A 15,181-nucleotide genomic window follows, 5' to 3' on the forward strand; every position below is an offset into this window, starting at 1 on the left:
TCCGTGGATAACGGCTATCAACTCATTGAAATTCTTATCATTATAAAAAGCGCATTCTTGCCACGAGTGAAGGGCTGTATGAACTTCATGGATGATGAATCGCCGCCATCCAACTACTCTGTTAAAGGCACAGCCGCCATCAGCGAACTGAACCTTAGTAAGCCATCAAAACATGCGCGATTGGAGGGTGTCAACGACGTACTGAGCGCCGCCGCAAAAAACAACATTTTACAAATCAGTAATATTGTTTTGCACAATGATGGTGTAGCTTATGCACCAAAAGTCACCATTTTTGCACTGGCTTGGGGAGGATTATTCGCGGCGGGCGGAAGCCGCCAACGGTAGCCGGATATGGATATGGCAGCCGGGGCTGCTATCGATGGCGCACACCTGGCCGCCCAGTTGCTGCACAATGGTATAAACAATATGCATGCCCAGGCCGGAGCCGCCCTGCCCCCGCTTGGTGGTAAAGAAGGGCTCGAACATGTGTTCGCGCACGGCCGGCGCCAGGCCGACGCCGTCATCGGAAAACTCCAGCAGCAGCCATGGCGCATCGTCCGTCTGCGTTTCGATGCGCGCGCGTATCAGGATGCGTCCCGGCCCCCCATGCGGATAGCCGTGGCGGGCACTGTTCATCAGCAGGTTCGATAGGATTTGCGACAACTTGCCGGCCGCCAGGCGCACCTGGCAATCGGGGGCGATATCGAGTTCCACGCCCAGGGCCGCCTTGCGCAATTCGGGACTGTGCGCCGACACCAGCCCGTGCACATAATCATGCAGCAGCAGGTCGGCCACGTATTCGCTGACCTGGTCCACGGCCAGTTGCTTGAAATTGCCGATCAGGTCGGCGGCACGCGCCAGATTGCGCTCGATCAGGGCCGCCGCGCCCTTGAGCGACTCGGCAATGTCGATCAGTTCGGCACGGCTGACCTTGGCGCCGCCCAGCAGTTGCACCAGCTGGTCGGCATAGCTGCCCATGCTCGACGCCGCCGTCAGCGCCACGCCGATCGGCGTGTTGACTTCATGCGAGACGCCGGCCACGAGCGAGCCGAGCGCCGCCATCTGTTCCTGCTCGATCAAATTGGTCTGCGCCATCAGCAGCGACTCGGTGCGCTGGCGCACGACTTCCTCCAGCTGCTGCGTGCGCTCCTGGTGCTGCAGCTCGGCCGCGCCGCGCGCCGAGAAAATCGACAGCAGCAGCAAGGCCAGCAAGCGCTTGTTTTCATCGATGGGGCGCGTGTCGATGGCCGACAGGATGCCCAGGGTCTTGCCGTCCGTGTCGATCAGCGGCATGCCGACATAGCTTTCCGCCCGCATGTCCACCAGCAGGGTATCGAATGGAAAGCGACGCTGGATGTCGCTGCCGTGAAAACACATGCTCTGGCAGGTGACATCCTGGCAAGGCGTGTGCTGCAGGCTGTATTCGATATTCGGCTGGTAGCCGTCGCCGCCCCACAGGGCCAGGGTGCGGATGCCTTCGCTGCCATCGGCCAGGCGCACCAGGCGCCCGGCGATCACGTAGTGCACGTCGAGCGCTTCGGCCAGGTCCTTGACGAGGATGCGCAGGAAGTCGTCGCCACGGGCACGCGCCGTCGAGGCGGTAATCGAGCGCAGGGCCGCTTCCGCCAGGGTGCGCCGCTGCTCGGGATCGAACAGGGGTTCTTGCGAATTCACATCAAACAACGGAATACTCATGAAGGCTCCTGCGCGGCACGGGAGGCGCAGGCAACGCTGCCCGCGCGGCTATCGATCGGCGATGGCCCGCGCATGCGGACCTGCCGCGATTGTACCCCTGGCTATTGTTTAATAATACAGATACGCAGGAAATTTTTACAGCCAGCCGGAACGCTTGAACAGGTAGTACATATAACCGCAGACGCAGCTCATCAGGCCCACGGCAACGGGATAGCCGTATTGCCAGTCCAGTTCCGGCATGAACTTGAAGTTCATGCCCCACACACCGGCAAACGCCGTGAAGACGGCAAAGATTGCCGCCCAGGCCGCCAGCTGCTTGTTCACTTCGCTCTCGTCGATGGCCACCATCGACAGGTTCACCTGGATGGCCGTGCTGATCGTGTCGCGGATGGTGTCGAGCGTGCCATTGATGCGCGCCAGATGGTCGTGCACGTCGCGGAAATACTCCTGGGTATCGTGGCACAGCGGCGGCACGCGGCCGCCATGCAGCTTGCCCACCGCTTCCATCAAGGGCGCCACCACATGGCGCAAGACCATGACCTTGCGTTTCAACTGGTACAGCCGTTCGATATTGTCGCGTTCAGTGCCGCGGTCGAAGATGCGGTCCTCGATCAGTTCCAGCTCCGTTTCCAGCGCGTCGAGCACGGGGAAGTAACGGTCGACGACGGCATCCATCAGCGCATACAGCACGAAGGCCGAACCCTGGCGCAGCAAATGCGGCTCGCGCTCGGCGCGCGCGCGGACACCGAGGAAACCCTGCGAACTGTTGCTGCGCGAGGAAAGCACGTAATTGGCGCCGACAAAAATGTCGACTTCACCCAGCACCAGCTCGTTATCGACCATTTCCACGGTTTTCACCACGGCGAACAGCGAATCGCCATATTCCTCGATCTTCGGGCGCTGGTGGCCCCGCTGCGCATCCTCGACAGCCAGTTCATGCAGGCAAAACTCGTGCTGCATCTGTTTCAGCTCGGCCGGCGTGGCATCGAGCAAGGCGACCCAGACGAAGCAGTCGGGGCGCTCGACGTAATCGCTGATATCGTCGATCGGCAAGTCGGCCAGTTTTTTGCCATCCTGGTAGGCCACGCAGTTAATCAGCATACAGTTCCACAATGAAAGTTAACACCGGACGAAACAGTCCGGCAGGCGCCAGCTTACCTTATCGCCTGCATTTCTTGTGGCTGTTGTGGCGTGCATGGCACGCCGGCGGGAAAGCGGACGGGGCTGAGTCCCCGTCCCGCCATGCATCAATCGTCCTTGGCGCCGTCGATGCCCAGTTCGGAGATCTTGCGGGTGATGGTGTTGCGGCCGATGCCCAGGCGCACGGCCGCATCATTCTTGCGTCCATGCGTATGCTTGAGCGCCGTCTTGATCAGCGCGGACTCGAACTGGCGTCCCAGCACGGCCATGACTTCCTGCTGCCCTGCGCCCAGCATGCCGGCCGCCTGCAATTCCAGCAAGCCGATCCAGCCCGGCGGCGCGCCATTCACCGGTGCCGCCGCATCGAAGACCTGGCCGCCCTGCGCATGGCCGGCAAGCACCGGCGCCGCTTCGGCGGTGACGGCTGCGGCGCCGTCGCCCTGCCCTTGCGTCAGTTCCAGCGGCAAGTCCTTGATTTCCACCGTCTGGCCCGGCGCCATGACGGTGATCCAGTTGCACAGGTTTTCCAGCTGGCGCACATTGCCCGGCAAATCCAGGCCGCTCAAGAACTGCATCGTCGGTTCGCTCATGCGTTTGGCTTCCACGCCCAGCTGGCGCGCGCTCTGCACCAGGAAGTGGCGCACCAGAATGGGGATATCCTCGCGCCGCTCCCGCAAACTGGGCAGGCGCAAGCGGATCACGTTCAGGCGGTGATACAAGTCTTCGCGGAACAGGCCGTCGCGCACGCGCTGTTCCAGGTTCTGGTGCGTGGCCGTAATCACGCGCACGTTCGCTTTCATCGGCTGATGGCCGCCGACCCGGTAGAAATGCCCGTCGGACAGCACGCGCAGCAAGCGCGTTTGCAGGTCGAACGGCATGTCGCCGATCTCGTCGAGGAACAAGGTGCCGTTCTCGGCTTGTTCGAAGCGGCCCCGGCGCGTCGTCTGCGCGCCCGTAAACGCCCCCCGTTCATGGCCGAACAGTTCGGATTCCAGCAAATCCTTGGGGATCGCCGCCGTATTGAGGGCAATGAACGGCTGCGCCGCGCGCGGGCTGTGCTTGTGCAGCGCGCGCGCCACCAGTTCCTTGCCGGAACCGGATTCACCGGTGATCAGCACCGTCACGTTCGATTGCGACAGGCGGCCGATGGCGCGGAAGACTTCCTGCATGGCTGGCGCCTGGCCGAGGATTTCCGGCGTTTCCGACGGGCCCGATTCGACGCTGGTCTCGCGCAGGCTTTCTTCCAGCGCGCGGCGGATCAGTTCGACGGCCTTGTCGATATCAAACGGCTTGGCCAGGTATTCGAAGGCGCCGCCCTGGAAGGCCGCGACGGCCGAATCGAGATCGGAAAAGGCCGTGATGATAATCACTGGCAAACCGGGAAAGCGCGACTTGACCGTCTGCAGCAATTCCAGCCCGGACGCGCCCGGCATGCGGATGTCCGACACGAGCACTTGCGGTGTGTCAAATTCCAGCGCGGCGATGGCGTCGCGCGCATTGGCAAAACTCTTGGTGGCGAGATTTTCCCGCGCCAGGGCTTTTTCCAGCACCCAGCGGATTGATTCGTCGTCGTCAACTATCCAGATTGGCTTCATTAGTGTGTGCGTCCCGCAATGGATTTCATGGGTGGGATACCGCCTCGCTTATGGCAAGGGTAGAACGATCCTGAAATCGGTGTATCCAGGCCGGCTTTCGCACTCGATCACGCCCAGGTGCTGTTGCACGAAGGTTTGCGCCAAGGTCAGTCCCAGTCCACTGCCGCCTTCCCTGCCCGACACCAGCGGGTAGAAAATCCGGTCGCGGATCTGGGGTGCGATGCCCGGTCCATTGTCAATGATATGCAAGTCTAATGCCAGGTTGTAGCGGACCTTGGCCAGGGTGACCTGGCGCGCCACGCGCGTCTTGAAAATGAGCTCAGCGTCGCCCGCCTCGATGCGCTCGGCCAGGGCTTGCGCCGCGTTGTGCGCAATGTTCAGCACGGTCTGTATCAGCTGCTCCTTGTCGCCGCGAAACTCGGGAATCGAAGCGTCGTAGTCGCGCGAAATGGTCAGGCCGCTGGGGAACTCGGCCAGGATCAGGCTGCGTACGCGCTCGCACACTTCGTGGATATTCACGTCGCCCACGATGTGCGGGCGGCGGTGCGGCGCCAGCAGGCGGTCGACCAGGGTTTGCAGGCGGTCCGCTTCCTTGATGATGACTTGCGTGTATTCGCGCAGCTCGCTCAGGTGCAGGGCTGGCAATTCCAGCTCCAGCAGCTGCGCCGCGCCACGGATGCCGCCCAGCGGATTCTTGATTTCATGCGCCAGGTTGCGGATCAGCTCCTTGTTGACCTGGCTCTGGTCGAGGATGCGCTCCTCGCGGTCGAGTTTTAACTGCTGCACGTTTTCGCGCAGTTCGATCAGCACGCTGTCGGGCGGCGCGTCGAGCGCGCTGATGATGCTGTGCACGCGCAGCGGTTCGCGCCCCAGGCGTTCCAGGCTCAGGTCCTGGCGCAAGTCGGAAAACTTGTGTTCCAGCGCCTGTGCGCAGATGCCGGCCAGCTCGTCGGGATTGAGGAACAGGGCCGTCAGCTTTTGCCGCGACAAGGCTTTCAATGAGCTTTCCAGCAGGTTTTCCGCCGCCGCGTTGGCATAGCTGATGCGGCCGTCGCCATCGAGCAAAATCACGGCCGAGGCCAGCAAATCAAGGCCGGCCAGATGGGCTGGGCGGCTGGCATGGGTATCTAGTGTCATGTGCTTTACCGAATATTCGCGATCTCGCGTTTCAGGGCCTCGACGTTCTGCTGTGTCCGGCTAATGTTGTCCTTCAATTGCGCCACCCGTTCCTGGTACTTGGCATAGTTGCCCTCGTTGCCCTGGCGCTCCGGCTGGCCGGCGTTAAATTCCAGGCGCTGCGCCGCCAGTTTCTGTTCTTCGCTGCGTAATTCATCCTGCAGTATCTGGCGCCGGTCCAGGTCGCGCGCGCGCTGCTCGGCGCCATCGACGCGGGGAAACGCGCCGGCGGCCGGCGCCGGCGTGCCCGCCGCCTGCATGGCGGGCCGCGCGGGCGCTCCCGACAGGGGCGGCGTCCTGCGCGCGGGCGGCGCCGTGATGGCGCCCGGCAGATCGAGCAACTGGCAACTGGCGTTGCGCCGCACATCCGTCAGTTCCTTGTGGCCCTGGGCGTCCGTGCACATATAGATTTGCCCGTGGGCCTGCGCCGCCGCGCCCAGCAGGCCGGCCACCAGTACCATCGTCTCAAACTTTATCAATTTCCACTCCTGTCAGCGCATGCCGCATCCATCCTGGGCCGACTATACAACACCGCACTGGCGCCGCCTTGGCGCACTGCATAAAAAAAACGCGGGCAAGACCATCGCCTCACCCGCGTTTTTTATTTACTACCGGCAGCGTGCCGGCATGCCGCCATTACAGCGAGTAGTACATGTCGAACTCGGCAGGATGCGTGGTCATGCGCATGCGCTGCACGTCCTGCATTTTCAGTTCCAGGTAAGCATCGATCATCGAATCGCTGAATACGCCGCCACGGGTCAGGAACTCGCGGTCCTTGTCCAGTGCATCCAGGGCTTCTTCCAGCGAAGCGCACACGGTCGGGATCAGCGCGTCTTCTTCCGGCGGCAGATGGTACAGATCTTTCGAGGCGGCTTCGCCCGGATGGATCTTGTTGGCAACGCCGTCCAGGCCGGCCATCAGCAGTGCGGCGAAGCACAGGTACGGGTTCGCCAGTGGATCCGGGAAGCGCGCTTCCACGCGGCGGCCTTTTGGATTGGCCACGTGCGGGATACGGATCGAAGCGGAACGGTTTTTCGCCGAGTACGCCAGTTTCACCGGTGCTTCGTAGCCTGGTACCAGACGCTTGTACGAGTTGGTGCCCGGGTTGGTAATCGCGTTCAGTGCCTTGGCGTGCTTGATGATGCCGCCGATGTAGTACAGGGCGAAATCGGACAGGCCGGCATAGCCGTCGCCAGCGAACAGGTTCTTGCCATCTTTCCATACGGATTGATGCACGTGCATGCCCGAACCGTTGTCGCCAACGATCGGTTTCGGCATGAAGGTGGCGGTCTTGCCATAGCTGTGCGCCACGTTCCAGACCACGTATTTCAGGTTTTGCGTCCAGTCGGCGCGCTCGACCAGGGTCGAGAACTTGGTGCCGATTTCATTCTGGCCGGCGCCGGCCACTTCATGATGATGTACCTCAACCGGGATGCCCAGCGATTCCAGGATCAGGCACATTTCCGAACGCATGTCCTGGAAGCTGTCCACTGGTGGCACCGGGAAGTAGCCGCCCTTGACGGTCGGACGGTGGCCGCTGTTGCCGCCTTCGATGTCCTTGCCGGTCGACCACGAACCTTCATCCGAACCGATCTTGACGAAGCAGCCCGACATGTCGATCTTCCAGCGCACGCTGTCGAAGATGAAGAATTCCGGCTCAGGGCCGAAGTAGGCGGTGTCGCCCATGCCCGACGATTTCAGGTAGGCTTCGGCGCGTTTCGCGATCGAGCGCGGGTCGCGGTCGTAGCCCTTGCCGTCCGACGGTTCGATCACGTCGCACTGCATGAACAAGGTCGTTTCTTCCATGAACGGGTCGATATTGGCCGTATTCGGATCCGGCAGCAAGATCATGTCGGATGCTTCGATACCCTTCCAGCCAGCGATCGAGGAGCCGTCGAAGGCGTGGCCCGATTCAAATTTGTCCATATCGAAGTGCGACACGGGAACCGTCACGTGCTGCTCTTTACCACGGGTATCGGCAAAGCGGAAATCAACGAATTTGACTTCGTTCTCTTCTACCATCTTCAAGACTTCTGCGGCTGTCATTGCCATGCGTATCTCCTAAATGAATGTGGGGTGAGCCGACCTTAATGCGTCCGGGCTGATGAAGCGAAGCAAACATTGCGTGCCACCAAAACTCATAAGGATCATAGCAGATTCCATGCCAGCTCCAGGAGCCTGCTGGCGGCAAGAAGAAAAGCCTGACTACTCCAGTGAAAATTTTCGCACCCGCGAATTCCCGCGCCAGGTTTGCGTCAAATCAAGAATGCACTATACAAGTGCGAAAAACGAATAACGCACCATTATCGTGCATTTCTTCTGATTTTTTCCAAAATGCCTTGTTTTGGTGCGACAGGCCGCTGCCGAGCATTCCCGCTTGCGGGGCGCCGGCGGCGCACTATAATCGACCACACCTTTCCACTTTCATCGAGGACGCCATGACCACCGCCGCCGATATCCTGACCACCGCCCGCAGCCGCGCCAACGAGGGCACGCCGTATGCGGGCGCCGTGACGCCGCAGGAAGCCTACGAGCTGCTGCAACTGGACCCCGCTGTGAAACTGATCGACGTGCGCACCAATGCCGAGCGCGACTGGGTCGGGCGGATCGACATCGCCGATACCCAGCATGGTGCGGTACAGTGGGCCACCTATCCGGGCGGCGTGCCGAATCCCGATTTTATGCAGCAACTGGCCGGCCAGGCCGGCAAGGACGATGTCCTGCTGTTCCTGTGCCGCTCCGGCGTGCGCTCGCGCCATGCGGCCAAGCTGGCCACCGAGCATGGCTACAGCAACTGCTACGACATCCTCGAAGGATTCGAAGGCGACAAGGATGCCGACGGCCACCGCAAGCAGGTGGGCGGCTGGTGCAAGGCGGGACTGCCGTGGCTGGGCGCGTGACGCTGGCCCCGTGACTATCTGAACAGTGTTTGATCTGGCGGGACACCTTGCGGCCCGCCATCGACTACAACCATCCATGCGCGCCCTATTTTTTCAACTGCGGCGCAAATTCTCCTTGCGAACATGTACCTTATATAGTGCAACGTAGAGGTGCGTCATGGATGCTTCCGGCTTGCGGCAGATTACCCTGCTGTTCTATGCGAACGGCAATGGCGGAGAACCCGTGCGCGACTGGCTCAAGTCGCTGCCAGTTGAAGAGCGCCATGTGATCGGACAGGACTTGATGCATGCGCAATGGCGCTGGCCCGTGGGCATGCCCCTGTGCCGCCACCTGGGACACGGCTTGTCGGAGGTACGCAGCAGCCTGCCCGGCAACCCCGGCAACCATTTTGCGCGTGTGCTGATCTGCCATCACGGCGACTGCCTGGTGGCGCTGCACGGCTTTATCAAGAAAACCCGCGCCACGCCCGACGACGATCTGGCCCTGGCCCGCAAACGCTACAAGGAACTGACATGAACGCCACCGCACCGCACCTCGGCAGCAGTCTCGACGACTTCCTCAAGGAAGAAGGCATCTTCGAGCAAACGCAAAACCGCGCCATCAAGGAAGTGATCGCCTGGCAACTGACGCAGGCGATGCAGGAACAAGCGATGTCGAAGACGCGCATGGCGGCCCTGCTGCAGACGAGCCGCTCGCAGCTCGACCGCCTGCTCGACCCCAGCAGCGATGTGACGCTGTCCACCCTGGAGCGGGCCGCTGCGCCGGTCGGGCGCAAGCTGTCGATCACCCTTGTTTAGTACGCCTATCAAAACCTACTACGCGTCGTCATTTGCGGTCTACGATGCTCACTGTACCTTCGTACAGTTGCGCTTCTCAACCACAACTTCCTTCCGCTCGCTACGGTTTTTATGAGGCGTTGTTAAGCGAGTCAATTGCTCAGGCCGGCTCTCCCACCTCGGCGGCAGGATGCTCGCCCATCAGGGTCAGGATGCGCTTGCGCACGAAATTGATGTGGCTGCGCAAGCCATACAGGCCATCGGCAAACGACAGGGGAATCGAGATCTGGTTGACCATCTCCTCGATCTGGTCGAGCCGTTTCAATTGCGCCGCGTACACTTGCGCGCGCTGCTCTTCCGGCACGTCTTCCAGCGCCTGCTCGACCGTGCGCAACTGGCCATACCAGCGGTACACGCGCGAGCGGATGCGCCACACGTACAGGGGCGGCACCACGCGCGACAGCGGTAAAATCAGCGCGCCCAAGGCCACCACCAGCACCCACATGCGGTCGAAGAAATTGGCCAGCCAGAAACTCATGTAGCGCTGCAGCACGGGCGCGCCATCCTTGTAGAATTTCAGCGCTTCCGGCGCCACGGGAATTTCCGTGTAGCGCGCGGACGGGAACTGCCCCTGCTGCTGGAACCAGCCCGTGCCGCCATGGATGCCGGCCGCCGCCTGCACGAACAGGTCGACGAGGGCAGGATGCAAGTCTTCGCGCGCCACCAGGGTGGCCGTCGGCGCGATCAGGTGATAATCCTGCGCGGGAATGTTCTGCCCCAGGTCGACAATGCCACGCGGCAAAACGACATGGGTCAGGAAGGGCAGGCGCCGCGTGTACGCTTCCGCTTGCGAAAAATCAAACAGCTTGATGCCTGGCGTTTGCAGCAGCATCTGGATCAGCGGCGCTTCCGGCGCCGAACTGAAGACCAGACCGTCGATGCGCCCTTCCAGCAGCTCCACCGTGGCGGGCGTATTTTGCAAGTCGCTCACCGTCAGCTCGTTCGCTTCCACGCCATTCACGGACAGCAACTGCCGGAACAGGCCGGGCACGCCCGTGCCCTCCGGCCCCAGGTTGATCTTCATGCCCTTCAGCTGCGTCAGCTCCGTGACGGCCTTGTCTTCGCGCATGAACAGCCAGACGGGTTCCGTAAACAGGCTGCCCAGGGAAATGAGGCCATGGCGCTCGGCATCGTCGTGTTCCGTCGAGCCACTTTGCACGAAGGCGATATCGGTCTTGCCGGCATTCAGGCGCTGCAGGTTTTCCTGCGAGCCCAGCGAGGGCTGCAAGGTCACCTTGATGCCGTGTTTGGCCAGGGTGGCCGCGTATTTTTTGCCGAACTCTTCGTAGGCGCTATTGTCCTGCCCCGTCGACAGGCTTACCTGGCGCGGCGGCGCCGGGTCGACCAGCCAGTAAGCGAGCGCGCAAAAGGCGCCGACCAGCAGCAGGGTGGGGCCGGCGGTGGCGAGGAAATCGCGCACGGAAAAGCGGCTGAACGCGAGGATTTTGGACATGTGGTGGCGCATAGGTTTCATGGGTGGCTACGATGCCAAGAAAAGCTCAACTATGCAAGGCACTTTCGCAGGCGCGGCGTGGCCAAATCCGCTACAGTGCAAGATCAACCATCTGTCCTTCGGAGCCCCGCATGCTGAAAATTCTTGGAAAAGCCGCCTCGATCAATGTCCGCAAAGTCCTGTGGACCTGCGACGAACTCGACCTGCCCTACGAACGCGAGGACTGGGGCAGCGGCTTTCGCGCCACCGACGACCCCGCCTTCCTGGCGCTGAACCCGAATGCCATGGTCCCCGTGCTGATCGACGGCGACCTGGTGCTGTGGGAATCGAACACGATTTGCCGCTACCTGTGCGCGCAGGCAGGCCGCGACGACTTGCTGCCCAGCAATCCGCGCGCCCGTGCGGCAGTGGAAAAATGGATGGACTGGCAGATGGGCGATTTGAACAACAGCTGGCGCTACGCCTTCATGTCGCTGGTGCGCCACAGCCCGGCACATCAGGATGCGGCCCAGCTGGCGGCCGGTATTACCGGATGGAACAAGATGATGGGCGTGCTGGAGCAGCAATTGCAGCGCACGGGCGCCTATGTGTGCGGCGAGCAATTCACCTTGGCCGATATCGTGCTGGGCCTGTCCGTCAAGCGCTGGCTGATGGCGCCGATGCAGCGTCCCGCCTACCCGGCCATCGCCACTTATCACGCGCGCCTGGCGGATAAAACGGCCGTGTTTGCCGGCTAATCGAGTTCGATTGCCTCGACCGTGCCGCCGATGACATAGCAGTCGCCATCGCGGCGTACCTCGTCCAGCGTAGCGGGATCATCGTGCGTGTAGGTGCCGTCGATATCCACGCACCATACGTCGCCGAAACGCAGCAGCTTCACGCCGCAGCAGATGCGGTTGATGAAGTTGCCCGGCGTCTTAATGACCACTTGCCGTACGTCGCCCAACGTGATGGCGACGTGGCGCCAGACATTGCCTTCCAGCCCATGGTTTCTTGCATACAAGACGATGCGCACGGCCTGCATGCCGCCGGGCTGATACTGCTGCTCGATGGACACGAGCGCGCCATCGTCAAAGCGGTGGTATTGCTGAAAAATCTGCTGCGTCCTGTCCAATTGCACTCCTCAAAAAAAACGCCGGCCTTGCGGGCCGGCGTTCACACAGGCTAGATATTTTTAGTTAGTGCACTGCTTCGCCACGCCTTCGGCCGGCGCGGGCGCCTCGATCAGCGGCATCAGGCTCGGCGCCAACGAGACCAGCAATTGCACCGGCAAGGCGCTGGTAAAGTCGTAGTTTTTCGATTCCGGTCCGCGCACATACGCCGTCATGCTGCCATAGAAGCGCTCGCCGATATTGAACACAAACGTGGCCGAGCGGTTCACATAGCGCGACTCGATCAGGCGGCCGCCGGCGCCATACACGTCGAAGCGCTGGTCGCCCGTGCCCGTCTTGCCGCCCATCGGGATAGGCACGCCGTCGGCGCCAACAAACGCCGTCTTCGCCCGTTTCGCCGTGCCGTCCGACACCACTTCGCGGATGGCCTTGGCCACCGCTTTCGCCACGTCCGGCGACAACACTTGCTCGGCCTCCACCTTGGTGCCGCGCTTGACCATGGTGTCATATGGCGTATTGGCGGCGAAATGCATGGAATCGATGCGCACGCTTGGTTTGCGCACGCCGTCGTTGATGATGATGCCCATCAATTCGGCCAGCGCGGCGGGCCGGTCGGCCGAAGCGCCCAGGGTCGTCGCGTACGATGGCACCAGGGAATCGAACGGATAGCCCATCTTCTTCCACTGGCGGTGGATTTCCAGGAAACCTTCCACTTCCAGCAAGTTGGCGATGCGGCGGTCCTGCGCATGCTTGCGGTGCGTATTGAACAGCCATTTATACACTTCCTGGCGCTCTTTCTCGCTGGCCGCCACCATCTGCGACAGGGTGGAACCTTCGTGCTGGCGCAAGTACGCCACCATCCACAGTTCCAGCGGATGCACGTTCGCCAGGTAGCCGCGGTCGGCCAGCGACCAGTTTTCCATCGCGTACTGCTGGTACATCTTGGCCACGCGCTCGGGCGGCACTTCATTCTGCGATGGCAGGTTGGCGTTCAGGAAGTCGCCGAATTCCGCCACGGTTCCCTTCGGATTGATGGTGCGGAAAATATTCGCCAGGCGCACGGGCGTCGGGCGGATGCTGGCCAGCAGGATTTTTTCCTGCTCGTCGACGCTCTTGCCGCGGTACTTCTGGTAGAAGCGGTGCAGGAATTCGCGCCCTTCCTTGTCGGCAAAACGGCTCAGGTACTGGGCGCGGCGCGGATCGTCCGCATCGGCCAGCAGCGAGGCCGAGGAATCCGGACGCGAGAACATGTAGTAGCGGGCCACGTCGCGCATCAGGCGCACGAACACCAGGTTGGTCGACTGGCGCAAGGCTTGCTGCACCGTCATGATGCGGCTGTCGTCGAGCTTGGAGAAGTTGCCGAAATGGTGCAAGCCGCCGCCCGTGAAGAAGCCTTCGCCGGGATTGCCCGAGTATTTGCGTTCCATGGCGGCCGCCAGCATGGCCGGCAGATTGCGCGCCTCGCCGATGGGCAACGGTTTCAGGTAGGCGATAGCCCATTGCGACAGCATGTCCTTCGGATCGACGGCAATCTTGCCCAGCTCGGCCGCGCTCATGCCGCTGTAACGCTGGTGCAGCTGGTCGATGATGTCCAGGTAGGTGACGAGGGTGCGCAGCTTGGCCGTGGAACCGAGGTCCAGCTTGGCGCCTTCATTGATGTCCAGTGGCTGGTCGTAGTTGTCCGTCTGCACGCGCAGCAAGTTGGCCTGCTCGCCCTTTTGCAGCAGGGTAAAGCTGTAGACGACATTGGCGGGATCGCCATTGCCCAGCATGCCCTTGCCCGTCAGGCCCGCCGCTTTCGCCACTTCCGGATCGCGCAATTCACGCAAGACCTTGGTGACGGCGTTTTGCGCCTGCGCGTCCAGCGTGCTGACCACTTTCAAGTCCAGGCGGTCGAGGTTGTACAGGCGCGGATCGCCCAGCATGCCCGCCAGGTGGTTGCGCACGGCATTCGAAGCCTTGCGCGTGACAAACGAGGTCGACGCTTCCGACTGCACGCCCGAGGCCGTCGACGGGCGCAGCTTCTCGGCAATGGCAGCATCGCGCAGCTGCGGCGAGATCACGCCCGCTTGCGCCAGCAGGCGCAAATGGCTGTTGGTCAATTCTTCCAGGTCGGCGCCGCCAGCCACCAGGTAATGCGAGGGACGGCGCTGGGCGATCAGCAGGCTCAACGCCTGCTTGTAGGCCAGTGCGCTGCCGGGCTGGTCCATATTACCCTTGAGCAAAGTCTTCACTTCGGCAAACGGCCGACCATACCAGACCCACATGCCGTCGCCGATGCCGTTGACCTCGCCAAAACCGCTTTTCGCCGACAGCGGCACGGTATTCAGGTAATTGACGACGATCTTGCGCCGCGCTTCCATGGTGTTTTCGCCATCCTGGTAGGCGCGCAGGCTGGCCGACACCATCTGCCACAGCTTGTCCTGCATGGAACTGGTGCGGCCATCTTCCGAATGCCGGTATTTTTCGATTTGCGTGGCCAGCGTGCTGCCGCCGCCGCCGCGGTGGCCGCCAAACAGGTTCAAGGCCTTGTCGAGGACGGCCTTGCTCAGGCGGTCCCATTCCACGGCCGGATTGCGCATGGGCGTGCCCGGATCGAGCAATTCGCGGTTTTCAATGAACAGCAGGCTTTGCACGAGCGCCGGCGGCGCTTCGGCGAAGCCGTCGAACATGCGTTCCGGATAACTGGCGGCAAACAGGGGCGCGGCGCGGCAGTCGAGGATCGACAGGCCCGCGCGGTTTTTCTCGTGATAGGTGGCAAAGATGCCCCGGTCAACCAGTTGCACCATCTTCGGCGACATGCGCGCCTGCGCCGTGACTGCATAGTCGCGCGCATTGAGCTTGGTGATGAAGTCGGGCAGGCTGGCATAGCCGAGGCGTTCGTCGTACGGCCCATGCTGCGGATAGCGGATGGCGCCGGCAGGCGCCGGGCCAGGCTCGACTTTATAGCTCAGCTGGCGGTCCAGGCGCGTAAAAAATTCCGCCTGCAGGGCCGAGGTGCGCACTTCGCGCATGACGAACCAGGCCACGCCGGCAAGCAGCGCCAGCACGATGATGGCAAAGATGGGCCAGATGCGCGAACGGCGCTTTTTCGGCGGGCTGGCCGGTGGCGGCGCCTGCGCAGCTGGTTCTTCCTGGGGCCGCTCTTGCGCGGCCAGATTGACGCCTGTGTCTTTCATGGGATGCTGGGGTAAGGTTGGGTGTGGACGGCGTGGAAAATGCGGCAGCTGCACCGCACGCTGGTGCGGCAAAGGCGGCCATCGGCGCTGGTCA

General features: G+C 62.0%; 14 protein-coding genes. 5 read left to right on the forward strand and 9 right to left on the reverse strand.

The window, feature by feature from the left end; genetic code table 11:
* The first annotated feature begins 3 nt into the window (after nt 1-3).
* Nucleotides 4-345: a hypothetical protein gene (locus ACQ4WR_RS08690; RefSeq protein WP_146012481.1), complete on the forward strand. Its 342-nt coding sequence runs from the start codon at nt 4-6 to the stop codon at nt 343-345.
* On the opposite strand, the gene ACQ4WR_RS08695 is transcribed toward ACQ4WR_RS08690, so the two are convergent.
* The 6 genes from ACQ4WR_RS08695 to glnA form a co-directional block, all read right to left on the reverse strand.
* Nucleotides 313-1,695, reverse strand: coding sequence for a GAF domain-containing sensor histidine kinase (locus tag ACQ4WR_RS08695; RefSeq protein WP_102297597.1), 1,383 nt, complete (start codon nt 1,693-1,695; stop codon nt 313-315). The two genes, ACQ4WR_RS08690 and ACQ4WR_RS08695, sit on opposite strands and share 33 nt — an antisense overlap.
* Nucleotides 1,696-1,830: 135 nt before the next feature.
* On the reverse strand, nt 1,831-2,796 hold the full coding sequence (gene corA / locus ACQ4WR_RS08700) for a magnesium/cobalt transporter CorA (RefSeq protein WP_436486653.1): 966 nt from the start codon (nt 2,794-2,796) through the stop codon (nt 1,831-1,833).
* A 146-nt stretch (nt 2,797-2,942) separates the two neighbouring features.
* Nucleotides 2,943-4,430, reverse strand: coding sequence for a nitrogen regulation protein NR(I) (ntrC, locus tag ACQ4WR_RS08705; protein WP_436486655.1), 1,488 nt, complete (start codon nt 4,428-4,430; stop codon nt 2,943-2,945).
* A 48-nt stretch (nt 4,431-4,478) separates the two neighbouring features.
* Nucleotides 4,479-5,567 (reverse strand): nitrogen regulation protein NR(II), encoded by a 1,089-nt coding sequence (glnL, locus tag ACQ4WR_RS08710; RefSeq protein ID WP_102297590.1) that lies wholly within the window; start codon nt 5,565-5,567, stop codon nt 4,479-4,481.
* Between the two features lie 5 nt (nt 5,568-5,572).
* A complete protein-coding gene (locus tag ACQ4WR_RS08715; RefSeq protein WP_436486795.1) occupies nt 5,573-6,067 on the reverse strand; it encodes a DUF4124 domain-containing protein in 495 nt (164 codons plus the stop codon).
* A gap of 175 nt (nt 6,068-6,242) precedes the next feature.
* On the reverse strand, nt 6,243-7,658 hold the full coding sequence (glnA, locus tag ACQ4WR_RS08720) for a type I glutamate--ammonia ligase (protein ID WP_029496182.1): 1,416 nt from the start codon (nt 7,656-7,658) through the stop codon (nt 6,243-6,245).
* A 386-nt stretch (nt 7,659-8,044) separates the two neighbouring features.
* Between glnA and ACQ4WR_RS08725 the strand changes: the two genes are divergently transcribed.
* From ACQ4WR_RS08725 to ACQ4WR_RS08735, 3 genes are all read left to right on the forward strand, one after another.
* On the forward strand, nt 8,045-8,506 hold the full coding sequence (locus ACQ4WR_RS08725) for a rhodanese-like domain-containing protein (protein WP_102294399.1): 462 nt from the start codon (nt 8,045-8,047) through the stop codon (nt 8,504-8,506).
* Nucleotides 8,507-8,663: 157 nt separating this feature from the next.
* A complete protein-coding gene (locus tag ACQ4WR_RS08730) occupies nt 8,664-9,023 on the forward strand; it encodes a type II toxin-antitoxin system RelE/ParE family toxin (RefSeq protein ID WP_436486657.1) in 360 nt (119 codons plus the stop codon).
* Nucleotides 9,020-9,304 carry a Fis family transcriptional regulator gene (locus ACQ4WR_RS08735; protein WP_436486658.1) on the forward strand — a complete coding sequence of 95 codons (285 nt, stop codon included), beginning with the start codon at nt 9,020-9,022 and terminating at the stop codon, nt 9,302-9,304. Before ACQ4WR_RS08730 ends, ACQ4WR_RS08735 begins: the two co-directional genes overlap by 4 nt.
* 139 nt (nt 9,305-9,443) lie before the next feature.
* Here ACQ4WR_RS08735 and ACQ4WR_RS08740 read toward each other — a convergent pair whose 3' ends face one another.
* The gene (locus tag ACQ4WR_RS08740) at nt 9,444-10,796 is read right to left on the reverse strand and encodes a TAXI family TRAP transporter solute-binding subunit (RefSeq protein WP_102294415.1); all 1,353 of its coding nucleotides are present in this window, start codon (nt 10,794-10,796) and stop codon (nt 9,444-9,446) included.
* A 131-nt stretch (nt 10,797-10,927) separates the two neighbouring features.
* Here ACQ4WR_RS08740 and ACQ4WR_RS08745 point away from each other — a divergent pair, with 131 nt between their 5' ends.
* Entirely contained in the window at nt 10,928-11,533 is a 606-nt protein-coding gene (locus ACQ4WR_RS08745; RefSeq protein ID WP_436486660.1) for a glutathione S-transferase family protein, read from the forward strand.
* Here ACQ4WR_RS08745 and ACQ4WR_RS08750 read toward each other — a convergent pair.
* Nucleotides 11,530-11,910, reverse strand: coding sequence for a hypothetical protein (locus tag ACQ4WR_RS08750; RefSeq protein WP_436486662.1), 381 nt, complete (start codon nt 11,908-11,910; stop codon nt 11,530-11,532). The genes ACQ4WR_RS08745 and ACQ4WR_RS08750 overlap by 4 nt on opposite strands.
* Before the next feature lie 60 nt (nt 11,911-11,970).
* Entirely contained in the window at nt 11,971-15,087 is a 3,117-nt protein-coding gene (locus ACQ4WR_RS08755) for a transglycosylase domain-containing protein (RefSeq protein WP_436486664.1), read from the reverse strand.
* Nucleotides 15,088-15,181: the final 94 nt, after the last annotated feature.

It is taken from the genome of Janthinobacterium amylolyticum (genome assembly GCF_051380655.1).
Lineage (GTDB): Bacteria > Pseudomonadota > Gammaproteobacteria > Burkholderiales > Burkholderiaceae_D > Janthinobacterium.